Raw genomic sequence first — 24333 nt, 5'->3', positions numbered from 1 at the left:
GTAACAGCTAGCATTTCCTTATTTCATACATATCTTCATGTTTCAGATACAATACCTGATATGTCGGGATTATTAGTGTGTTCCATGGATCAGATATATATACTCCGCCTGTAGACGTTGCTGATTTCTTGAACTGGATCCATAGGTCATCTATCATATCTGACATGATGAAAAGTTTAAGATAAACTTTATCTGCTTCAGATTCGCCAATTTCGTAAAAACGTATCCCACCTACACAAGTAACATCTTCCAGAGTATATGACCGTAAATTTCTTTGCATTACAGGCCGGATGTTGTGTCCAAGGCAGGCTGCGCTGATAGCATCACCGGGCTCTTCGAAGCCCTGCATTATCCATGTGAAGCATATTGCGAGCAGTGTCATATCCGAATCACGGATACTGTCCACGTAATGTAAGGTGTTAACATCGTTTTCTGACAGTGAGAAAATGCCCTTGCCTATGATAGACATATATTTTGCGAATAAAAAGCAGTCAACCATATCATAAGAGTCATACTCTGCAGGCATAATACGGAAGAACTTCTTTATGCGCTCAAATGGGTTATATACTACATTCTGCTGATTAAACCACGTGAAGAAACCCGCTTGAAAACAATCATATGTTTCCGGGCGTCGATCAACATACATTTTCGATATTATAGGCGTTTTATCTGCTTCTTTAGAAAGAATAGGTGAATAAAGATAACTTATATTTGAAGTGTACACTTTCCCATATTTTTCAAAAGATCTATTGATCACATCTGTATCATAAAAGTCATTTGGATTAGTCCTGCAACAAGGAAGGGGTAATAAATAAGCATTAAATCCTGTCCCTTTATCATACGGACTGCATCTGATTCCTTCAGCGTGATAAAAATTATGTTCAAAAACAAATCTCCCATCCGTCCCTGTTCCCGGGTGGAAAGGGCAGGTCTTTACATAATGGAACTGATGGATTATGCTATGATATCCATCTTTCAGGCATTTGGGGCATATTCGCATATGATATGTACCAAAATAAGATCTTGCAGTGTTATAATCCATATGCGCAAAGATTTCCATTTTGTCTATATACCACTGGGGCAAAATTTTATTAAGGCACTCGATTGTTTCTAAACTGTTTCTGCAATGTCCATCCATCTGAAATCCTTCTATATATTTCTTCTCGTTGGTCGCTTCAGCTCCAAGCATTTTGAGCGCATGTTTACTTGAACATATGTTGACCCTGCAAAAGTTTGCAAGAATGCTGAATATGGATTCATAAGGTCTCACCCATTTTTTATCCCATCTGTATTTTCTGGAAAAAAGTAAATCCTCTTTATTTAGTGTATTCATCATCTGATTCACCATAGCCCGAAAGCGCTACACAACTTTCAAGTTCCTTTCTCGTAGGGAATGCAATTGGACTGCTTCCCAGTTTTCCATGCTTATTGAGGCAGATCACCAGTGAATCTATGAAATATTTCATGGGAATATCTTCTGCCGCAATCCTCTTTTGGATCCTTACACTCTGAAATGCTTCCCAGAAGTCATTGCTGATATCAAAAAAGGTCTTACCATCTGCGTAAGGAAAATAAAAATCCACAAGTCCATCCGATAATATTTCATAGTCTGTAATGCAAACATGAAGTTTATCTACCGAAGCCATGCAGAACTGGAGCTCTTTGGGATCCTGTATACCAAAGAACTGGCTTTCATTGATCATGAAACGTCCAACTATCTGATCTTTGCCCTGAAGTTTAAAGGAATGCTTAAGATCCTTAAGTTCCCTTGTCCCGTACATGAACACAGATAACTGGATATCTTTTCCGCTAAGATTGTTATATAAATCCATAAGCCAGTAAAAATCCTTTTCCCTTAGTTTCCAGGCTTCATCAATGAACATGACTGCTTTCTTAAAGGGGGTCTCGTGAGCACGTAATATAAGCTCATTAAGAACTCGTTCTTTTAGTATTAGTGCGGTACTGTATCTGGGACATTCATAGCCCATAGCCATAAGTATCGAGGCATAGAAGTTTCTCTCAGTTTCGGGGTGATCAGTCACATTCCATATAATGACCATTTCACGGCTCCCATATTGATTTCTTATGGATTCAGCTACATAGTTCATGCACACCGTCTTGCCTATCCTGGCTCTTCCATAAGTAATACTCCCACAAGCTCCTATGCCGAGCCATGAATTGATTCTCCGTTCTTCATCAAGGATGCTCTTAGTCGGAAATACAAGCTTACGGGAAGTAAGATAGCGGATAGTCATCTGTGATATGAACTGTTCTGATATATTATTAGCTGATACAGCTTCTTTTGCAGAATACACGCATTAACCCTCCTTTCTGTTTTGGAACATCAACGTATAAAGGTCTTCCGGTGAAAGACCTTTAATATCTTCATATCTTAGTACAGCCCCAGTTTCCTGTTTTTTACGTACAGTCTCCAGGTTAAATGTATTATCACTTTGCTGTTCTGCTGCTATGCCCTTGCTAATCTCACGTCTGACTATATCTGCCCTGGTAGCGTTTCTCCGGCTTTTCTTTCCTTTGACATCAAGGCTTGATATATATGCATCTATCGGTGTATCAAATATTAGTTTTGATCTCCCACGCTCTCTGGCAAGCTTCAGGGCATTCTTTCTCGTCCTGACGGAATGTGATTTTGTACCGAATTCCCCACTTGCCTTAAGCGTGTCTATATATCTGCCATCCTGATCATATGCCTCAATACTGGAAATATCCCTGGGGTCATAAAGGATGGTCAGTGACTGTCCAAGGTAGTGTTCAGTGGCAGAGAGTATCTTGCTACGATACTCAGTACCCATAAACTGAATATATGCGTGTTTGCCATGTGCTGCCCTACCTCTGACAGTGCGTTTGTCCATCCTCATGTTCAGACGTTCTATGACTGATATGATCATATCTTCGTCAGCCACATATGGGTAAAGCCCTGCTTGAAACAGTTTGCAGCTCATGCACTCTAAGGGTGAAAGTCCATCTACCCCTTTATGGGGTGTGTTATTATACTCAGCTATGAGAACATCTATCAGTTCAGTCATCTGTTCATATGTGACATCATATTTTATTGCATTTTTTTCAGGGTTTTTTCTGACAGGATCTTTGGTATCTGACCCGGTTGTTGATGGCAGCATATGGAATCCTCTGGACTCTAGCGTTCCGAAAAATCTTTCAACAATTCCTCTTGTTTCGGGAGTTGCAACAGATCCATAGTTAACGCAGCAGCCAAGCTCATCTACAAGTTTTCCTACCGTGTATGCTGACAGATGCGATTTTGCATTATCCAGCATTATTGAATCAAAGACTGCATATTTGAAATCAGAAAACGCGGTTGAATAGAAACCGCCATTAGATGGATACTGAAGTCCTTCGATGGTCAGATCCAGCAGAGTTTTCGGTATGATGGCATTTTTAATAGCATCCATGACATCATACTGGTCGTAATTAAATTCCTGAGAAAGGGAATATCCAAGGATACATCTTGTTGCTATATCTATCACGGCTATTAACCACGCCCTTGTAGCAACAACCTTGCTAACAGTGCCGTCTGTATTGGGTACATCAATTACATATTCGATATCTATGATGTGGCCGTCAATCTGTACTGTAGCAAAAGGAGCCACCGGATTGACTGTAAGCCTGTGCCCAATCCCTGTAGACGCAAGCTTCTGGGCAGTATTTTTATCAAATCTTCTGGCATTTAAAGAAATGTTATCAGCTTCAAGTTTATGGACGTAGGCACACATGCTGACATATCCACGGTTTTCTGTAGTAAATGGGTACTGCCACTCTGTGATGCCAAGATTGCGGCATTCTTTAAGAAATAACCTGTGAAGTGATGTTATGTTCATGTTCCTGACAAGCGTATATTTCCTGTCACCAAAATAACACCCTACTATGAACTCTTTCAATTGAGGATACTTCTCCAGAAGCTGATCAAACTCTCTGCCATGTCCTGATCTCGTTTCTCTAAAGGGTTTACTTCCTGTTAAAAGACCGTGATATCCAAGAATATTCCCTGTATCATTTGAAGAAAGACATCTTTCTATCAGCGATACCATTCTCGAACCGGGGATACCTGTCATTTCAGTAATCTTTTTTACAGATTCGCCATCTATGTACATATCTACAGCCTGCTTATTTAGCATATACCTACTTCTTTTAGATTCAGGGACAGTACTGATAAGCGGTTCAGTCCACATGCTCCTTGCCTGGCGGAGTTCTTCGATATTATATTTTTTATTAGCCAATGGAGATCACCTCCGTATCTGCAGAGATGCAGTCTGTATTCATATTGCTCAGTGTGACCAATCCTCTATAGTACAGATCTGAAATATAATCCAGCGCTCTGTACTTTTCTAGGCGCCCCATCTTTTCAAGTTCACCGATACATATATGCCTTTTTGCCTGGATAAAACTTAGGAAGATCCTGTCTGCATTTAATCCACAAGCTGTGAATCTTCTGGCCCTGGCTGCAAGAAGCGATATATTTCGGATATAGAAAGGTCCTATTTCAATATTCTTTTCGTTTCGGAATACAAAATTGACATCATTCTGTAAGCACCACGCCGACTGGCAGGCAACCTTCACATGATCCTTACTATCATCAGAACTGCAAAGATATGCAACACCTTGATATTCTTCTGTTCCGTCTTTATATTTTACCCATGCATTGAACAGAACCTTTGACTCCTTCCCTCCTATATAGACAGTAGTTTCCAAAGGATATTCACAGTACCACTCCACATCAGGATTCATCTCAAGAGTAAGAATATTCTCATATTCAAGGTTAGAAAATACTGCTACTCTTCTCCGAAGTTTTCTGCTGTGAAATACCCAATAGTTACTGCCATAGCTTGAACTTCTCAGCCTGAAAATAGGTTCCTCGTATCGATACATTTTTAGTGCACCTCCTATCGATAAAATTAAGTTTATATAACGATAATATTATCGGCATAATTATATCCTTGGCACTCATATTCGGCTTTTTACACTTTTATCTATAAAATTACGGCTTTTTACAAAAATAGCTTAAATGGTACGGCTTTTTACGATTTTTAGCTTTAAAAATTTAACCTAAATGGAGAGTAATGTAAAATGTGAAAAAAAAGAAAGCCCATGGTTGTGAGCTTTCTCGTATATGTATATTTTACTGTTTTAGGTTAATCTGACACTTTACAAGACCTCTCAGTTATAACATCGACGATGGCGCCCAAAATGATCTTCTTTTCGACGCCCTGACTAACACATTATCATCGCCGTATGGCTGGTCATCATAATCCTGCATTGCGTTTTCTTTTGCCTCTATGTCGTCAAACCAACAATCCCCACTGATAATGTTGATCTCTTTTTCAATCTGATTCATCATTACTCTCCCCCGCCAATAAATTATTTAATATTTTATCATCTGGGGAAAAATAAATAACGTCTTGACTTTATTATTACTACTCGCATCTCATGAAATAATTAGATATCTCCCGCTTCAATGAACTTCAGCACAAAAGCCTTTGTGTAATCGCCATAGGGCTGTTTAAGGTGAATATCAAACCCGTGCATGTCCATTACCTGTTTGGCCACTGACAGACCAAGGCCACTTCCAGTGTTTTGAGAACGGGAGTCCTCTCCTTTTACAAATGGTTCAAACAGTTCTTCTTCAGATTTACCGATCTGAATTCCGGTATCTGCCACGGCAAAAAACTCTACGCCGGAGGCCTTTTTTATGATAAAACCTGCTTTTGTACCGGGAGGATTGTGCCTGATCACGTTAATGATAAGGTTTTCGATGACTCTTTTTAAATGAAGATCATCTGCACTGATAAAAAACGGCTCTTCCGGGGTATCGATATCTACGCTAATTCCGGCACCCTCAAGATCCGGATAAAGGCCGGCAATTATGTCGATAAGAAACGCGTTAAGATCGATCTTTTTTCTACTTAGGGTAAAACCCTCACTTCCTACCCTGACATACTCAAACAGCATTGTTATAAGCTCTGTCATTCGCTTTGATTTTGTGGCAATTGCATTAAGATACTCCTTTTTTTGAGTATCATCCTTGACCAGACCATCATTAATAGCGGTTGCATAACCTCCGATAGTCATGATGGGCGTTCTAAGGTCGTGGGCAAAGTCCGAGAGCATGAGATTTCTTTTTGCTTCGTAGCTCTTTCGCTCTTCTGTCCTCTCTTTTTCCAGAATTTCTACCTGTCTGGTGACCTTTCCTGCATATATCAGTATTCCCACAATAATCGGAAGCACAACCAGAAACAGAGAGAAAAGAATCATCAGTATTACAGTAGACGTTTCAAGGGCGTTGAATACATATGCGCTGTTACCGCTGATGAGTCCCCAGATAAAAAAGGGGATACTGCTGATAGACAATGAAGACAGCCCCGGCTGACCCATAAGATATCCAATGAAAGGGAAAATGACATCATTAAGAATTACGGTGAGCATAAGCTCGACCGCAACAACAATGACCAAAACCAGGATAAGATGTTTTATTAGAAAACTTCTGAATTTATTCATATAAGCTAATTCCCCGGATTACTCTTTCTCCATACGATAACCAAGTCCTCTGACTGTCTTGATATAAGCAGAAGGATCTTCACTGAGTTTGGACCTGAGCTTGCTGATTGCGACCATGATGTTATTGTCGGCAACTACATAGGTATCTCCCCAGACGTATTCATATATCTTTTCCTTGGTGAAGACTTTACCTGGGTTTTCCATAAAAAGTTCCATCATCTTAAGCTCATTGGAAGTAAGCTCAATCTTTTCATCGTTGTGATATAGAATGCAAGCATCTTTGTCGAGCTTAAGATCCAAAAGTTCCAGAAGTCCTTCCGGCTCGGTTTGGTTGTCTCCTTTAAGCGCATGAAAACGCCTGAGGTTGGAACGGACTCTGGCTACGGCTTCAAGCGGATTGAAGGGCTTTATCATATAATCGTCTGCCCCAAGATCAAGGCCCAGTATCTTGTCAGGGTCGGTATCCTTGGCGGATATGATGATTACAGGAATATTATTGTTCTTACGCATCTCCTTGAGCACATGGAAGCCATCCATTTCAGGCATCATGACATCAAGCAGGCAGAGACTTATGTCTCCGCCTGCAAGTATCCTTAAAGCTTCCCGGCCATCGCCCGCTTCTTCTACTGCATAACCTTCATTTTCCAGATACAGTTTCAGCAAACTCCTGATTTCGGTTTCATCATCTGCAATAAGGATCTTATCCATCAGTTATTCTCCTCAATTTCAAGGTTTCCATACTCAAGTTTTTCATAAAGAGCTGCATTTGTCATATTTCTATATGGAGATACATAGAATATTCCAAGAATTCTGGCGGTAAAGAGTGATAATATCTCCCATCCTATGAATGAAAGATCAAGTACAAAGGCTCTCCACTTCTGTCCATTCATAAGCTCTTTGCTTTTTGCAAAAACTTCTTTGGTGCTCATCTCCGGATGATCTGCAAGGATATAAGGAATCATGCGGTATTCATAGGATTTGATGATACCGGGGATGATAAAAAGCAGTGACCAGAGAATTATGTATAAGTCTCTTAAGAAAGCGGTCTTAACATTATTAAGGTAGTTATGGTCAAATGCGTATGTAATCTCATTTACGTTAGCCTTCTGGTTCAGATTTCGGGTAAAAAATCTATGACATCCGACTTCAATGGGATTGATCAAAAAAGCGTTGATCGCCAGTGAGATACCAAAAGCTACGATACCCAGCATAACTGCCAAAACCGCTATAACGAATACTGCTTCCGGTGGTAAATCAAAGTCCGGAACCTTATCAGAAAAATTCTCTGCTATAGTTGATGCGGAATCGGATTGGCTGGTGTTTGATTCTATCGTTGATTCGATTTTGTGATCAGATCCACCTCTGACACCTATTCCTGAGACAGAGCCGGCAGCCCCGGCAATAAGTATTACATAGATGAGACTTACCAAAACAGTCTTCCAATAGTTTAGTATAAATGCCTTTTTTCCTTTTTCCTTAAGTTCTTTTCTTGTCCACATTCTTTTTCCCTCCGTTTATAAAAGTTCCGAATGACTGCTTGTATGCATTCGGTGTTGTTATCTTATGAACTAAGGATAACAGGCTAACCTTTCTGCCAAACGGAAAAAACCTTAACGTAATCTTAACACTTGCTGAACGGATCATAAAGGGTTTCACTCCGGTTGAGTGAAGCTCAGACGCATCTTTTGAGATTTTTTATCAGCGCAGTGCCTTGACTGGCGGCTCCAAAAAGGATAATGTTAGCGTGTGCTAACTAAATGAACAAAAGGAGGAAAGTATGAGCAAAATAGCAATAGTATATTGGAGCGGTACAGGAAATACACAGTCAATGGCAGAAGCTGTCAAACCCGGCTGCCCCTTTCTTGTGAAGGCTTTATTCAATATTTTTCAGCGCTACATCAAGCGGAATTCTCTTTATTCTGGCAAAATCAATCAGCGACACAGCGGCATATCCCACAAGCAGATACACAACCGCCAGCAGCATCGATGACTGCTTCATATAGAAGGCGAAGTAACCGTCAAGTTGCAGCATGAATACGTGGAATATCCATATCATGAGATAATACCCGATCACAAGGCTCACAACAGAGAACAGCACTACTACAATGGCTGTCGGAACAATGTATAGCGATCCAATCTCCCCGTTCTTAAAGCCCAGGATCTTAGCCATGGATATTGAGTGTTCATTTCTTTCAATAATTATTTTGGCCAAAAGATATATCAAAGAAGCCGACAGCACGATCAAAGCATACTTAAAGACGCCCATGAATCCGCCCATAGAATGCATTAGCTGATTTGTTACCTTCACAATATCCTCGGAGGTAATTACAGTCGCAATGTACTGATCATCTATATCAGTGATCTCATTCCTTGAGAAATACCCCGAAAAATCATCCTTGTCCTTTTCAAATACGGTATTAAAGCTATCCGCATCCAGGAACGCCGCAATTCCGCCATCATAGTTGATCACACCAAGAACATTGAATTCATAGGTCTTATTCTCATACTCCTCATGAAGTGTGATCATATCACCTGCAGAAATCCCAAACTTCTTGGAAAATGCGCTGGAAATGTACAAGGCATCTATTGATGTATCTTTTCCCAATGTGACATAATTGCTGCTCTCTGTGATTCCGTAAACCGTTACGCTCTCATCCTGGCCGCTTCCCATACCTTCACGGAAGGAACTGCTCTTCTTTGGATACATAAGATTTGTCATGCTAAAGCGCTCCGCTGACTTTTCGGAGGTCTCTATCACATTTCCGTCATCATCCTTACTGTCCATGAGCATGTACTGATACTCGGCAAACATCATGTCCGGTGCGGCTTTTGCATAGTGGTTCAGGGAGTCGGGAAGCCCGAAAGCAAAACACATCATCAGCTCAATGAATATTACACCAAATATCAGTACCAGATAATTAGGTATATTCTGGAAAAAGATTCTTAACCTGAATCTCTTTAAAAACGACCATCTTGGCAGCCGCATAGCCTTTGTTCGCCTGGTCTTTATAAGATCGTGACGCAGGAACCTGAGCGGACTTAACTGAAGCTTTCTCACTATCACAAAGAGATTTATGAAAAACATCAACAGCAGTGGAATTATCGTAGTCTTAATAAGCGCTGTGTTGCTCCAAACCGCATGGCAAGCAGGCAAACTGTAGCTGTTGTAATACAGGAAACACGCCAGATCTCTGAAGGCAGTGTATCCAAGAACGTTTCCTATCACTGCCCCAATAATTGTAACAATAACCGGCATGGACATGTAATGCACAACAAGCTCTGATCTGCTGTAGCCCGAAGCTCTAAGCGTTCCTATAACCGATGCTTCTTTTTCTATAGTATTGCTGATAGTGATGGCAAATATAAATGCAATTACGCCGATGAGGATATAGCAGAGAATACTGGCTCCGGCCGAATCTCCCTCGATATCCGATACCGCGAAATTACTGGCCTGACGCAGGTACTCCGGCAGATAATCCTCAATTTCATTGTCATAAACAAGACTCTGTGTGATCAGGGCCTTAAGGAAATTCTCCGAATGATCCTGCTGCTCTACCTTTGACTGCGGCGCATCGTCATACTTATAGGCGTAGCTGTAGTGAACCCTTGACCTTAGCTTGTTAAAGGCTTCCGGTGTGACCATCGCAACATCAAAGCCAAATGCGTCAAACATCAGGTCCGTATTGGACTCATGAAGCGTCAGATAATTGACATAAGAAAGAAGTCCCACAACCTCGAACTGCTTGCCACCCACAACTATACTGTCACCCAGCGCCACACCCACGTTGTCGGCATGCATCCTGTCGATTGCAATCTCATTGTCTGCCTCAGGTGCCCGGCCTTCGTTAAAAGAGGCTTTGTCTATCTCTGAGTCGCTCTTGTAGATCCTGACAGTGGCATCTTCTGCCCCATCACCGTTGTTGTCCTCGGATTCCTCTCTGTAGAAATGCTCATATATTTTAACCGAAACCGGATTGATTTCATCATTCAGATTGTATCTGTCAGCGACTTCATCCCACTCCTCATCGACCTTTTTAACAACCTCTTCGTGGGCTTCCTCGTAGGCCTCATCCACGGCTTTTTTAAACTCTTCTGACTCCCGGGCTTCTTTGATAGCCTGGTCAAAAGAGCTCTCAACAGCCGCATCAATCTGTGCCTGTATCATTTCTTCATCGGTAATACCATATGCAGCACACTGAGCCCGTACAGCTTCTTCAATCTTTTCTGTCACCTGCTCATTGAGCTCTTCCTCAATAGCCGCAGCCACCTTTTTGTCTGCTTCTTTATTTCCTTTATCTATATAGTAGCTTCTGACATCTGCCTTTTTTCCCGAAGCTATATCATCAAGCAGATCCTGGGATGCTTTCCTGGACAGCTCAAAGCTGCCGTCCTCAAGCACCAGTTCCTCTCTGCCTGCATATACTGCAGCCAGCATACTGTCGTGACCGACGTACATACCCGAGATAACACCGATCATGATAACCATGAAAACGATGATAACCAGATATTTGTGCCAGTCTGATCTAAGTTCTTTAGGAATTCTCCTGATAAGAGGATTTTTCATGACACTCACCTCCTACCACTCAAGATCCATTGCGGAAATTTTATTCGTATTAATATCATTATGACGCACCACGCCATCCCTAAGCTTGATAACATGATCCGCCATATTTCTGATTGCCTCATTGTGGGTAACCATGATAACGGTGCTGCCAAACTTGCTATTACAGTCCTCAATGAGTGCCAGTATTTCTTTTGACGTCTTGTAGTCCAATGCGCCTGTAGGCTCGTCGCACATTAGAATGTCAGGATTTTTAACCACTGCTCTTCCTATTGACACCCTCTGCTGCTGGCCGCCGGATAACTGATTGGGATACTTGTACTTGTGATTCTGAAGTCCAAGAGTGGTCAGCACCTCCTCTACATCCAGGGGATTGTCGGACAGATACGCACCAACTTCGATGTTCTCCTTGACATTAAGATTTGGTATAAGATTGTACATCTGAAAGACATATCCCAGGTGCTTTCTTCTGTACATTGTGAGTTCCTTCTCATTCATCTCCTCAAGCTTGTCTCCGTTGATGCTGACAAACCCTTCATCAGGAGTATCTATACCGCCAATGATATTAAGCAGTGTGGATTTTCCTGATCCGGATGGCCCAAGAAGTACGCAGAATTCACCTTTTTTCACCGTAAAATTCATTCCTCTTAGAACATCCTGCCTGGCCTCTCCTGTTCCAAAGCTTTTCTTTAAATCCTTGATTTCCAAAAATTCGTTGTTCATAATCCCTCCTCATAGCATAAGTTACCCATTGCTAACAGAATTATAATACGCTATAATTGCGTTAGCAATACCTAACACCCACAAAATAATATTGAAGGAGCCACGTAATATGCCTGACAACATCATAGTTGACAACTGCTCGCCCACGCTGGCAGGAATAAAGACAGGGAGCATATTCACGGTGGACAGGTCTCTTATCACTGATATAAACGAAGATCTCAGGGAGCTTAATCGATGCTTTGCCGGAAAGGGACTTCGTGCAATCCCTCTGAAAATAACCGATAAAAACGTCCTTGTATATCTCTACAGACCCGACAAATTAAAGGCCGATCTGGCCTGCCGGGAAGCCAGGGAGATTCTTCTCGAAAAAGGGTACACCTGCGAGTCCGTCGAGGGCGACATCGTTCATCTTATCAATCAGATCTGCAATCAGAAGACCTTTCCTCATGAGATAGGTCTTTTCCTGGGGTATCCTCCTGTTGATGTAAAAGGCTTCATGGAAGATACAAGAAAAGGTGTTAAATGCGTTGGTTATTGGAAGGTTTACGGTGATAAGGAGAAGGCGGAAAAGACATTTTCCAGTTACCGAAAATGTACGGAAGTATACAAAAAGTGCCTGTCCGGAGGCAGACACTTATCACAGATGATTGTCAATACTACTCGCATCTCATAAAGAATGCAGCATTTTCAAGCGTCTCTTCAGACGTGCCAAGATCGACAAGCATCTTATGCTTCGCCGTTTCAATATAAAAAGACAGCCCATGTGCAGACGCACATTCGGGTACACCTTCGGTATTCTCAATGAGATTTACAATCCTCAAATTAAGTTACCTCCCAAAACATATTAAATACAACTTCTCAATGATACTATTTCCTAAGATATTTCTCATCTGACGCATATTCATCACTTACATAGCGCTCTACGGTCATGTGAAGATCATATTTATCGCGAAGCTCGGCTAGTTGTTTCATCATAGGGGATGCATGATGCGCATCTATAGCCGCCTGATCAGACCATGAATCAATAAGCAATATGGTTTCAGGATCTCCAATAGGCTGAAAGTATTCATATCGCAGATTTCCTTCTTCTGCCCGAATAGCATCCGCAATACCAGACGATTCCATTTCATTAACAAACGCTCGAGCATTTCCATTTGTGCCCTTATAGTACAGATTTACAGTTATCATACAATCTCCTTTCTCAGTTATGCCGCAATTCAAATGCTTTCATTTCGGAATGATGTCTTTTCCCGTAATCCAGTAAGCTATCATAGGGTTCATCATGCTTGCACTATATGCGCCTTACCACTTCATTTTGAGGAAAAGAGACGTTCAACCATTTCTCTTGTGGTATTGTCGCGGCAACGGATCACTATCTCCGTTTCCGCAGGATATCCATCCATTAGAGCCTTAGCTGTTTTTTGCACAAGGAGCATGCACTGGTTTGTTGAATCCGCTCCGCAGGCGCGCAGGTATTCAGGCCAGATCTTTCCATCCTCTTTATGTACGAGAAAAAGTCCTGTAACTGCGCCTTTTCTTATCACCACGCTGGACAGTGCGGGATCAAACCAGGCTACCGAAATATCTTTTATCAATCCTCCAAAGCAGCTCTCCGGCATCGCTTTACTGCACAGCTTAATGCCTTCTCCTAACATTGGAAGAGTGATCTCGCCAAGGCTTACAACCTTCGTGTTCTTATTCTCCCCTCCAGCAGTATTCATCAGCATTTCACAGTCAAAAACATCTTGTGCATGGATCAGGATGTCAGATGCAAGCCTGGTCCTCTTTTCCACTACCGGCACCTCATCATCGTAGGCAGCCAGGTCAAAGCTGAATTCAAACAGCGATAATTTATCAGAATCAAAGGCCAGCTCAGAAGAATCATCGTCCTTATGCTCAACCGAAGATAAAAGAAGCTTCGCCTTTCCGTCCCCAAGTGACACTTCCTCATCAAACCCCTGGAATCTGAAAAAGGTTTCTGCCTCGGGGTATATTATCTCTTTTCCATACTCATTCAAAAGAAGCGCGCCAATGTAGCTTGCTCCTTCACTTTGGGCCATTTCGTAGACAGCACTAAGAAGCAGGTCGCTTATGCCTTCTCCCCTGAACTTAGGAGCGACATAGATCCATCTCACTACAAGAACTGTCCTGTCCAGATAACAGATGACGATTCCCGCTGGTGTATCACTTTTTTCTCCTTCCCCGGCGCATCCAATGGCAAAAGTTGGAAAGGAAGATCGTTTGTCTAAATACTCGAAGGGGTCAAGTCCCTGGAAAAACTGCCCGCTGTTCTTATCAAGTCTTATCAGCTTCATTAATCATTCTCTGCCCCCTGCATATTTACCATCTTACGTGCCTTATAGTTACCTACAAGTCCCAGCTGCATAAATGTGCTTCCTAAATGTTTATCGATCACATCACCCATAACACTGAGGAAATTTTTTGGCTCAAAATCGCCATCGTATTTGCTCTTATCCAAATGCTTTTGCTCCAGGATATCCACATGAACCTTAACGGCATATATGGCGTTATCCAGCATGTCAACTGAAAACTTTTTAAATTGACTATAAATTGACTTGGCGTTACGTTGAGCATAATACTTATCATTTATGCACTTTTCGTATAATGCTTTCATTTTCTCGCACTTTTTTTTGAATCCTTTGTCAGTTTCCATTTCTATTATATTCTTAATAGCATCACTCCAAAGTGCAAATTTCTTTTCCAGGTTATCATTCATTGTTCCATCAGAATTAACCGGAAAAATGTTCGAAACAGCATCAAGATACTGGCCTCTTAGCACAACGGCATCCTTATTAGCATTTTCCAGATACTCCTTTTCATAGGTTTCCCATAGCTTTTCAGCCCTTGAGTCAAAAGTTTCATCCAACTTTCTGTTTCCCTTCTTGTCCTCAAAGAATTTCATAGCGTCTTCATAAAGGCCGCCACGATTTTCATCCTTTTCTGGAATAAACCGTGTTGCATCCTTCCAGTCTTTTATGCCCTCTGCATCGGTCTCTTTGAGATATGCAATAATATCATCCACGGTATCAAAATGCTTGTCCTTTTGTTTACCATCAGAAGTATCGACTTTAATGCATAGCCTCTCATGCCCTACAATACCCTCCTCCATTAGGGTATTTTGGTTCTGGGCTCGCATTACCATGTAGCCTCCCAATCCTTCCATTTCTTTATCCTTTATGGAAATTCTTTCATGCACCATTTTAAGCACATGGTCAAACACACCCTGCATCAGCTTTTTCTGGCCCTCATCCTGGGAGTTTTCAATATACTCACAAAGTCCAGGAAATGCCTCAGAAAAGTCGCCATGGTTAATATGATTTTCTTCCTGATAAGTAAAATACTCTTTACCCTGAAGTATTCTATTAAGCCTTTCTCTCTCTCCCTTCAGGCTCTTACTGATCTTATACTTCTCACAGAAATCTCTTCCATCCACAAACGCTTTTAGATAAATCAAAAAATCCTCTTTTTTAACCAGCTCATATTTTTCGATATGGTTCTTCATCTTTTCTTTGGCATCTCTAGCCTGATCAGCTGACAAACCGCGGTGCATACTCTCGTACACCAGGTCAACACTAGCCTTTTCACTATTCATGTTAACTTTGGTATGAAGAAGCAAACTACAGCTGCTTCTTATATCCACAAGTAGCTTGTTCATTTCGTTTACCGTATTTTGAAGACGGATCTGTCCTGATGAAAAGTTAGCTACTACAGGCGGAAGCTCGAGCCCAAGCTCCTGGGCCTTGACCAGTGCAACCGCAATACGTTCTCCGGTAGCAGCCGCATCACCCATGGAAAAGATCTCTTTCAGGGCCGCAGTAAATTCCTCGCTCTTTGCCTGGTAAACCTCCTCAGGAGTATTTACAAGGAGTGCATGGAAGCTTTCCTGGAACATTTCAGCTTCACCAAGAGCCGCAGCTGCCATCATTCTTATGATATGCTTCTGCTGCTCCTTATCAAGCTGGGTAGCGTTACCGAAGTCTATGACTGTTACGCCGTCCTTACCCACCATAATGTTGCCGGCATGAAGATCTCCGTGGTAATAGCCGCTATTATATATGCCCTCCGTAACCCATTTTTCGGAGAGCTGCAAAAGACCTGTCTGCTTCTGCTGGGCATCGAGATAATCCTCCTGCAGTTCTTTTCTTAGAGATTCATATTCAAGTATCTCGTCTTCAGTCAGCCTTCTTTTGAATACAAATTTATTGTCTTTCTTCTTAAAGACCTTGTTGCCATAATCATCAATCTCTGTTTCACAGTATTTCTCAAGCTTTGCTATCTTTTCATAAATATCAGAAACGTATTTCTTTAATGTTTTGGTTCCTGCAATCTCCATAATACAGGAATCACTTGAAGGTTCTGCAAGATCGCTCAGTTCCATTGAATGGCAGAAATTAAGCTCCGTGCTACCTGCTATCTTTTTCTCATAAATAACACCTTTTTTGCAGTTTTCTGCCTCAATATTAAGATCCAGTTCCTCCTCAATCCTCTTTAAATTTCCAAGGTAAGTGGCCTCCATGCCACCTATCCTGTGGTTGTCATCCATTTCCTTGATCTCTGCAGGAGAGAGCCCGGCTCTGTCTGTCATCTTGGCAGCCTTAAGCATTATCTCCTTCTCTCTTTCCATTCTTGCTCTCACATCAGGACGAAGTAGCTTTATTACTACGTTTTTGCCTTCCTGATTAAATGGTCCGTAAACCTTGCACAAAAAAGCCTGTCCTACTGACGCAGCCCCCAGGGACTCTTCAACCTTTATTTTGGTTATTTTTCCGTTACTTCGCTTGATGAGACTGTCCATGTGGTTTTTAACAACCTCATCAGAAATAGGTGCAAGGCTGTCCTGCGTATCAGAAATAGCCTTCTTTAGAGATGGCGACAGGTTTGTTGTGGGAATTCCCTGCAGCATTTTCTGGAACAATGGACCTGCTCCCTTAAACATTCCTCCGAGAATATCTCCCATTATTTCCTCTTCATCCACATCACCATCAGCTGCATTTCTGTTCTTACAGTTTCTTACAGCTGCCGCAACCATAGCACGCTGTTCAGAAGCGGGCATACCGGTAAAGTAAGTCTTAAGGACATTTTTCATAAAAAGCCCCTGTCCCTTCTTACCTTTCACGGAGTCCCCCAGGATCTGTACCAGCTCTTCAGCTTCAGCTTTGGCTTTTGCTTGCTTAATACCCTCCTCGTTAATCTTTGTATTCCTTTTGATAGTAACCTTGCTTTCTTTTATAGCATTTTTTGTTAATTCACCTTTTTTGACTCTCTCATAGAATCCTTCGACCTGATGGTTGAAGGCATCCTGTTGCATCAAGACTTTATCCACAGCCTTAGAGTTGTACAGATTCTTCTGGCGTCTGTCCATGCGCTTGTTTATCTCATTTAGGTGCTGTCTTTTAATTCCCTCCTGGATAATCTTGCGCTTTTCATTGATCTTGCCTTCAAGCACTTTTATTTGCCTGTCGATATCCTCAAGTTTTTCGGGATCCTCAGTTGTTTTCTTCATATCCGGTAGAGTCTTATTATAGCGCTCAAGCCAATCCTCATACTCTTTTTGCTGCTTCTTAAACTGCGCTTCCTCAGTGTTTTTTGGAGCTCCATCTTGTTCCTTTTTCTTTTCCTTTTGCTCCTGTATTATCCCCTTGTATTTTTCGATGAGATAATCACTGCAGTTAACACCGGCGGAGTCAAGCTTTCGGATCTCGCCAAGGATTTTGTCTCTTTCTGACTTAAGGTTTCTTGGTATTCCATTTACTTTTATATCTTCATCCAGTGCTTTCTCTTTTTCTTCAAGAGCTGTTACTTTTTGGCGCATATCAACGCAGTCACTCTTAAGCTGCTCTAGATTTTTCTTATCGTCTTCATTGTTCGTGTCAAAAGAGCCATTCGTAATCATATCTTCAAGCTCTTTTTCATATTCTCTAGCTGCCTCCAGCTGCTCTTGCATTTCTGCTTTTCTTTTGGCAATCTTATCCTCATATGGCTTGATCTTCTCCTCAACCTGATCAAGCTCAAGCATGACCATTGGAATCCACACGTCACCTTCCTGAACGACTGCCGCCTTCTCTTCTTCATCGTCCATTGAAAAGAGCTTGTCTATGTACTCATCAAACTTCGACTGGACCTCAGTCATGGCGTTATTTACAATTTTATCAAGTGTCTTTCCAAGGTCGGTCAGAGCCTCCTCCGGCATCTTGTCAGCGTTACCCTGTATTCCAAGGGTGAGAAGTGCAGGGCTCTTAAGCATGTTTATCTTGCTGCTGTTCTCATCCACAACTTCATCGCCAATGAGCGTGTCGTAAACCATGTCACAGATCTTGCCTATATTATCCTGGATCAGTTTCTTAAACTCACCGCCATCTCCGCCGGCGAATTGAAACATAGGAAGTGACTCAAACATGGTATCCAGTATTGACGGCTTTTTGACAGCTACAGCATTCCTCTCTTTGTTTTTGTTCTTCCTAAGAGGGTCCTCTTTGAACTCTTCGCTGAGGATAATAGCCACGGCATCAGCATTTTTCTTTATGATCTCCCTGAGCTTTCCTTCTGTTGTAAGCTGCTCATTCTCTGTGATCCACGTATCACGGGCATAAAACAGGTCTGCAAGAAAATCGCGCACTTTAAGCTGATCAGAAGTCCATCCCTCGTCCTCCTGATTTATATTCTCAGGTAGTACAACACTTTGTGTGTAGCCTACTACCTGATGCAGTTCCTGGTTGAGCGCAGAGTTGATCTGAGCATCCTTTTTAGCGTTTGACCTTTCTATCTCAGAACGTATCTGCTCAAAGACTGCTTTGTTTTCGCCATAAACACATAGCTGTACAGCATACTTCCTCAGCTCCTTCACATGAAGGTTATTAAGTTCCCCCTTATTTACTCCAAGCTTTTGATGAAGGATCTCGGCAGCATACTCTCTGGTGTTTATAAGATCAGCCGCATCCATGTCCTTTAGTTCGGCCGGCTGATTGAAAATTACATCACATACCGCCTCTTCACCGTAAACATCAGGATTGAAAACTATATCCTTTGAAAGAGCTGCACACAGATCTTTTCGCTTGAAGGGCAGCGGCACTTTGTTCCTGCCCACGCGGATTTCCAGATTCCCAAATTCATCCTGGAATATACGGGTAAATCTACCGTCTATGAAAAGCTCCTCAGATACCACTTCCCCGTTTTTAAAGCCAGAAAGGGTATTCTTAAGAGCAACCATGTTTTCTATTATCTTCTTATCTTTTTCCTTAAGCTTCTTTCCTTTGAACATCTCGGAAGGAGCTCCGCTGGTTATCAGAATTCTGACGATATCCTTAAGTGTGCCGGGAAGGTATTTGATCTTTCCATCAATATCATTAATTAACTCTTTTTGTTTTATCTGAGCATTCTTCTTCTCCTGCTCGTCCTCATTCTCTTTATTCTTTTTCCGTTCAGACTCCTTCCATTCAAGATCTCTTAAGCTGTCCCCAAGTTCCCAGATCTTTCTTAGTTTATCGTCATAGCCAACTTGTTGCCTCTTTTTATCGCGTTCCTGCCTGGCATTCTTGAGCTCGTCATCTTCTGCTACTGCCGGTGAGAACCAATTAAGGAACGTTGAAAAAATGCCGCCCTCTTCTTCCTTCTTCTCTTCTTTCTTAGCTTCTTCGGCTTTCTTCTTTTCTTCTTCCTTAGCCTTGCCTTTTTCAGCCTCTAACTTCTCGTAGTCTGCGTCAGCAAAAGCCTTCGCAGCCTCAAACTCAGCCCTGGCCGCAATAAGCCTATTCTCAAGGCGCTCTTTCTCGGAAGTCTCTTTCTGGATCATCTCTTTATCGATCACCTGGGCAAGTCTTCCATACTGCAAAAGAGCTACTCCGTTATTTATTGGATGCTCTTTGGCATCCCTAATCTTCTCCTCCTTATGCTTGCTGTAGACCTCCCAGGAATAATCTATCTGCTGCATTTCTTTTTTGAGCTGAGCCAAAGTCGCCTTGACTCTTCTCATTCTCTTTTTTCCTGTTGGAAGCCAGGGATTCTTGGAGGCGATGTACTTTGTGCACTCGTTAATAGCATCCGTATAACATCCGCATATGTTATTGTATGCTACCTCAGTCATCTCTTTGCTGGTTTTATAGCCTCCCATATTCTGTTCCAACGTCTTCAGCGCCTCTTTGAGGCTGTCCATCTCATCACTGTCGCCAAGTAACTTGGTCGAATTTAACAGGATCTGAGAAATATTGCGGCCCTTTCTGGCTTCAAGCTGTTCTTTTTTCATCTCAGATGCGTTATATTTAAGTTCACCTGTCTCAATCTTGCTGATCAGGGCGTCAATCTCAGCATTTTGGTCAAGTCCTATATGTGGTGTAAATTGATTCCTGATATAAATGTTGTGGCTGTGTCCGCCATCCTTGACACCCATAAATCAGAACGCTGTATGTCAATCACCGACGGCGATAGACTCATGAGCAGCTGATATGCATCACCATCGGTTTTCTCAGCTTAGCATTCTGATTTATGGGCATCAAGGACAAGCCCTGCCGCTGGCAGGGTGGCTACTTTATTACCTCGGGCTCCAGATCTTTGAGCAGCTGTTATGCGGCCATAATCTTTTGCTGTTCAAAGGCCAGGGTTTTGAGTTTGATACGGGTTTCATTAGATATGCTTTCATAAGCTTTCCGGCCAAAACTTGTACGTTTCATTAGTAGGATATCATTCTGGTCTATAAGCACCGAGCCCATGAGACGTAATAATGAAGCTTCATTCGGAAATATTTGTATAACATCGGAACGGCGTTTTAACTCTCTATTAAGCCTTTCTATTGTGTTTGATGTACGCAGGTGGCGCCATGTATTCTCTGGCAACATATATACCGTCATGGCATCTTCAAATCCGTTGTCAAGCAGTTCCATCGCCTTTGGAGCAACATCAGAGTAGTCTGACAGGATGTCATCGCGCTTTTTTCTTGCAGCAGTAAGGGTCTTAGCCAGGAACATTTGCCTTAACTCTATTTCAAGCCCGGGTCTCTGTGAGTTTGGGGCTGCGTCAAGGATGTTTTTAGTGAAGTGAAACTGACAACGCTGCCACGGTGTATTAGGAAACACTTTGAACGCTGCGTATCGAATGGATTTATGGGCGTCAGAAGTGAGCATAAGTGGATCCTTAAGACCATTGGCTTTCAGGTGGCTGAAGAAGTCAAGCCATGTATCGTTAGTTTCGCCATCATATACATTGAAGTATAGGACTTCTTTCTTGCCATCAGTTGTAAGACCTACTGCTATGAATAAAGCTTTTGAAACAACCCTATGATTTTCACGTACTTTAAAATATGTGGCATCCACCATGATAAAAGGATAATCATGAACACTCAGATCATGGTTTTGAAACTCTTTGATCTCTGGATCAAGTCGCTTACACACCTCTGATATAGTGGACTTGGAGTATTCCTTGCCACATATCATTTCGATAACATTACTCACCTTACGCGTAGAAACGCCCATGATGACCATTTCTGCCATGGTATTGAGCAAGGCTGTTTCACTACGCTGGTATGTTTCAAAAAGAGTGGTGTGAAAGGGTGATAATCGGTGGCGCGGTACTTCCAGGACGATAGTGCCTATCTTGGTGGTTAGTTCACGTTCTCTTGTACCGTTGCGCTGGTCAGTCCTGTTATCAGACCTTTCGTACTTTTCAGCTCCCAGTTGGGCTGTGGATTCCGCTAATAGAGCCTCATTGAGGATTTTCTCGACAAGATGCTTGAACGCTTCTTCTCGGTCTCCTCCTAATAATGCTACCAATTCCTCATGGTTTAATGTAATATTTACTTGAGCCATGATGATTACTTGCCTCCTTTATACTGTTTTGTTTGGTCACTTAACATTTTAAATCAGGAGAGAGCATTCATGGCTCTTTTATATTTAATTTTCAATTTACACCATTATATGGACATAATGAGCATTTTCCCTCTCAAGAGCTGACATGTCCTCATTTGAAAACTTTTCCTTCTTTTTAGGAACATACATTTCCTCTTTCAGGAGCTTTTCGACACTTTGCTTTTCAACTTCTTCAGGAAGCAAAGGTCTTTCAACGTTGACGAAATCATTAAACTCTTTATTTGCCATAAAAACATCCATAACATTTCTCCAATGATATTATTTCGCGGCCTGAGCACCGCCTTAAATTTAAGTTAGCAATCTATATCACATTTTAACTCAGATAACGTACAGCACCCATTTATGGCACGATATTTCACTTTTTTTTTATTATTTTCAGCTGGTTTTACAAATTAAAAAGGGCACCAGCTTCCGTGACGTTTGTCAGAAGTTGATGCCCTGTGTCTATTATTGCGCTTATTGTTTCATTGTTTCGTTCAATTATTCCCTCTGTTCAGATGGATCCCATCCCACTTCCTTCGTTGGTGCAGAAAGGAAGAATATTTTTTCCTGTGAAATCATATCTTTCAAGCAGGGTTTTAAACAGCCTTTTCATTACCTTTCTCCAACAGATAAGCCACTATAGGTTCTATATATTTGACATCAGAAATATCATAGGATGAAGCCATCTTCTCGGCCATGGCCTTTTCTTTCTCAGTAGCATCTTTTTTATTCCTGAGAGTTGATACAAACATCTTCATTGCAAGTCTGGATGGTGCCTTCATCTTTTCATAGTTAAAACCGCCCTGACAGTAAAATACTTTAATATATTTCTTCTGCTCCTCCGTAAGGACATTCTGAAGAAAAGCATCTACATCAGGATTGTCATTAGGGCTGCCGCCTACACAGAACATAGCCAGGCGCTTGTCTTGCAAGTCAGAAGCTTTTTCGAGAAACCACTTACCTTTGACCAGATTACCTGCCATAGCCCAACCTCCGTAGCAGATCGCGTCAAAGTCCTTGAAATAATCATCACTCTTTTTCTGAGCATCCCTTAGATCAAGAAGCTCACCGCTCATTTTTTCTGCAATCCACTCTGCGTACCTTTTAGTAAATCCTGTCTGTGATGTGTAAATAATCAGTGTTTTCATAACTCGCTCAAATTCCTTTCCATTTTCATGATAGTTTGTATGGTAGTCTGAAGGCTCTTTTCATCGATTCCATTAAATATTCTTCCGATGACGTACTGGCTCTGCTGACCGTTATTGTCATTCTGTTCCAGAAAAGTCCTGCATTTATCTGTGACAAAGATTCGCTGCTTTCGCTTGTCCTTCTCATCAGGGATTGCAGAGACAAACCCCTTTTTCTCAAGCTTAAGTAAAATCTGCTTTACATTCTGATGAGAACTTCCCATTACATCTGAAAGCTCATTCAATGTCGGAGGTTCCTTGCATAGGTTGATACAGATTATTGCAAAGAATTGTTTCCAGGTAATCTCCTTGAAATATGCATCGGCTGCAGCCTGATATCTGTTATCAAATGCACTGAGTAATCCGAGTAAAAACGGCTGTGGTGGCATATCTCCAAACGTTACTTTTTCTATATTCATTACTTCATCGTAATTCATGTGAGCTCCTTTTTATATTATGTAATATATTACCTATATGAAACAATGTAATATATTACATATTTTTTGTCAACACAATTCCAAAGAAAAAGCTTCGGGATTTAACCGAAGCTAAAATGTACATTATACTGAAAGTCACTCTTCCTGCTTTGCAAAGTAATGTTCCCTGGCGTAAGCAAACATCTCATTGAAATTATTTATTGCCTCTTTTCCTGTCGGATGCTCCGGTTCGCTCATATCAAATGCATGATACATTCCTTCGTAGACATCAACTTTAGCCTCTACGCCTGCAGCCTTAAGATCATCTATGTACTTCAGTGTCTCGCAATAGAAGGGCTCTGCCGTACATACAAAAGTATAGGCAGGAGGAAGGTTTGAATAATCAGTCTGCCTTGAAGGAGCTGCATATGGAGAAACTTCCTTCTTTGCATCTTTTCTCAAATACACAGCCCAGGCCTGATGGTTTCTTCTGGTGTTCCAGACCTTAGCGTGGTTATCCTTAGAACTTTCCGTATCGAAATTATCAATCATAGGATACAGCGGAATTTGAAAAGCGATTTTCACTTCACCCTTGTCTCTTGCCAGCATTGAAATAGCTGCAGCAAGACCACCTCCGGCGCTCTCTCCGCCAACCATTATCTGATCCGGATTTATTCCCAGCTCTTTTGCATGGTCCTTAATATACAAAAGCGTGGCATAGCAGTCATTAAGTGCTGTCGGATATGGATGAAACAGCGACAGATGATAACCCGGAGCTATCACAACCGCGCCGTGATTTCTCACAAGATCAGCTGCCCTTCCGATATAAGCCATTTCTTTCATGCCGGTCATATACCCGCCGCCATGGATCCACATAACCCCGGGAGCATTTTTCGGCTCAGTCAGAGGCTTCAATATCAAAAGAGGAATTCTAAGCCCGTTTGCCTCTATTTGGATTCGCTTGCTACGGATCCCTTTAATACTGAAATTGTACATTTGGTGCTTTTACCTCCGCATATATAACCGTATGATCAGTCATTATCACGATTGAAAAAGAA

The 24333-nt window shown here is 41.8% G+C and carries 20 protein-coding genes; 1 reads left to right on the top strand and 19 read right to left on the bottom strand.

What is annotated here, in order from left to right:
- Positions 1-7 precede the first annotated feature (7 nt).
- From T456_RS0103165 to T456_RS0103120, 10 genes are all read right to left on the bottom strand, one after another.
- Entirely contained in the window at positions 8-1336 is a 1329-nt protein-coding gene (locus T456_RS0103165; RefSeq protein ID WP_155829732.1) for a hypothetical protein, read from the bottom strand.
- A complete protein-coding gene (locus T456_RS0103160; protein ID WP_022766335.1) occupies positions 1317-2315 on the bottom strand; it encodes an ATP-binding protein in 999 nt (332 codons plus the stop codon). Before T456_RS0103160 ends, T456_RS0103165 begins: the two co-directional genes overlap by 20 nt.
- 3 nt (positions 2316-2318) lie before the next feature.
- On the bottom strand, positions 2319-4256 hold the full coding sequence (locus T456_RS0103155; protein WP_024864881.1) for a Mu transposase C-terminal domain-containing protein: 1938 nt from the start codon (positions 4254-4256) through the stop codon (positions 2319-2321).
- Positions 4249-4905 (bottom strand): hypothetical protein, encoded by a 657-nt coding sequence (locus T456_RS21000; RefSeq protein WP_022766337.1) that lies wholly within the window; start codon positions 4903-4905, stop codon positions 4249-4251. Before T456_RS21000 ends, T456_RS0103155 begins: the two co-directional genes overlap by 8 nt.
- Positions 4906-5197: 292 nt before the next feature.
- Positions 5198-5374, bottom strand: coding sequence for a hypothetical protein (locus T456_RS22300; protein WP_155838010.1), 177 nt, complete (start codon positions 5372-5374; stop codon positions 5198-5200).
- A gap of 98 nt (positions 5375-5472) precedes the next feature.
- Positions 5473-6531 (bottom strand): sensor histidine kinase, encoded by a 1059-nt coding sequence (locus T456_RS20995; protein WP_024864880.1) that lies wholly within the window; start codon positions 6529-6531, stop codon positions 5473-5475.
- Positions 6532-6549: 18 nt separating this feature from the next.
- The gene (locus T456_RS0103135) at positions 6550-7239 is read right to left on the bottom strand and encodes a response regulator transcription factor (RefSeq protein WP_035801111.1); all 690 of its coding nucleotides are present in this window, start codon (positions 7237-7239) and stop codon (positions 6550-6552) included.
- The gene (locus tag T456_RS0103130) at positions 7239-8030 is read right to left on the bottom strand and encodes a DUF975 family protein (protein ID WP_024864878.1); all 792 of its coding nucleotides are present in this window, start codon (positions 8028-8030) and stop codon (positions 7239-7241) included. Before T456_RS0103130 ends, T456_RS0103135 begins: the two co-directional genes overlap by 1 nt.
- A 374-nt stretch (positions 8031-8404) precedes the next feature.
- Entirely contained in the window at positions 8405-11095 is a 2691-nt protein-coding gene (locus T456_RS0103125; protein WP_024864877.1) for an FtsX-like permease family protein, read from the bottom strand.
- A 12-nt stretch (positions 11096-11107) separates the two neighbouring features.
- Entirely contained in the window at positions 11108-11815 is a 708-nt protein-coding gene (locus T456_RS0103120) for an ABC transporter ATP-binding protein (RefSeq protein WP_024864876.1), read from the bottom strand.
- A gap of 109 nt (positions 11816-11924) precedes the next feature.
- Here T456_RS0103120 and T456_RS0103115 point away from each other — a divergent pair, with 109 nt between their 5' ends.
- Complete coding sequence (locus tag T456_RS0103115) at positions 11925-12488, top strand: DUF3793 family protein (protein ID WP_024864875.1); 564 nt, start codon at positions 11925-11927, stop codon at positions 12486-12488.
- 194 nt (positions 12489-12682) lie between these two features.
- On the opposite strand, the gene T456_RS0103105 is transcribed toward T456_RS0103115, so the two are convergent.
- The 9 genes from T456_RS0103105 to T456_RS0103065 all read right to left on the bottom strand — a co-directional run bounded on the left by T456_RS0103105 (position 12683) and on the right by T456_RS0103065 (position 24271).
- Complete coding sequence (locus tag T456_RS0103105; protein ID WP_024864874.1) at positions 12683-13003, bottom strand: putative quinol monooxygenase; 321 nt, start codon at positions 13001-13003, stop codon at positions 12683-12685.
- A 122-nt stretch (positions 13004-13125) separates the two neighbouring features.
- Positions 13126-14130, bottom strand: coding sequence for a GNAT family N-acetyltransferase (locus T456_RS0103100; RefSeq protein WP_024864873.1), 1005 nt, complete (start codon positions 14128-14130; stop codon positions 13126-13128).
- Positions 14130-20219, bottom strand: a complete 6090-nt coding sequence (locus T456_RS0103095; RefSeq protein ID WP_024864872.1) for an AarF/UbiB family protein — start codon at positions 20217-20219, stop codon at positions 14130-14132. The genes T456_RS0103100 and T456_RS0103095 overlap by 1 nt, the downstream gene beginning before the upstream one ends.
- 172 nt (positions 20220-20391) lie before the next feature.
- A complete protein-coding gene (locus T456_RS0103090) occupies positions 20392-21630 on the bottom strand; it encodes an IS256 family transposase (protein WP_024864735.1) in 1239 nt (412 codons plus the stop codon).
- A 96-nt stretch (positions 21631-21726) separates the two neighbouring features.
- On the bottom strand, positions 21727-21930 hold the full coding sequence (locus T456_RS0103085) for a hypothetical protein (RefSeq protein WP_024864871.1): 204 nt from the start codon (positions 21928-21930) through the stop codon (positions 21727-21729).
- 253 nt (positions 21931-22183) lie between these two features.
- Positions 22184-22285 carry a flavodoxin gene (locus T456_RS24025; protein ID WP_334291121.1) on the bottom strand — a complete coding sequence of 34 codons (102 nt, stop codon included), beginning with the start codon at positions 22283-22285 and terminating at the stop codon, positions 22184-22186.
- Positions 22269-22820, bottom strand: a complete 552-nt coding sequence (locus T456_RS0103075; protein WP_024864870.1) for a flavodoxin domain-containing protein — start codon at positions 22818-22820, stop codon at positions 22269-22271. Before T456_RS0103075 ends, T456_RS24025 begins: the two co-directional genes overlap by 17 nt.
- The gene (locus T456_RS0103070) at positions 22817-23296 is read right to left on the bottom strand and encodes a MarR family winged helix-turn-helix transcriptional regulator (RefSeq protein ID WP_024864869.1); all 480 of its coding nucleotides are present in this window, start codon (positions 23294-23296) and stop codon (positions 22817-22819) included. The genes T456_RS0103075 and T456_RS0103070 overlap by 4 nt, the downstream gene beginning before the upstream one ends.
- Before the next feature lie 135 nt (positions 23297-23431).
- Positions 23432-24271 carry an alpha/beta hydrolase gene (locus T456_RS0103065; protein WP_024864868.1) on the bottom strand — a complete coding sequence of 280 codons (840 nt, stop codon included), beginning with the start codon at positions 24269-24271 and terminating at the stop codon, positions 23432-23434.
- Between the last annotated feature and the right edge of the window lie 62 nt (positions 24272-24333).

The sequence above is a fragment of the Butyrivibrio sp. FCS014 genome (genome assembly GCF_000526935.1).
Classification (GTDB): domain Bacteria; phylum Bacillota; class Clostridia; order Lachnospirales; family Lachnospiraceae; genus Butyrivibrio.
This window is presented reverse-complemented; position numbering and strand designations above follow the sequence as displayed.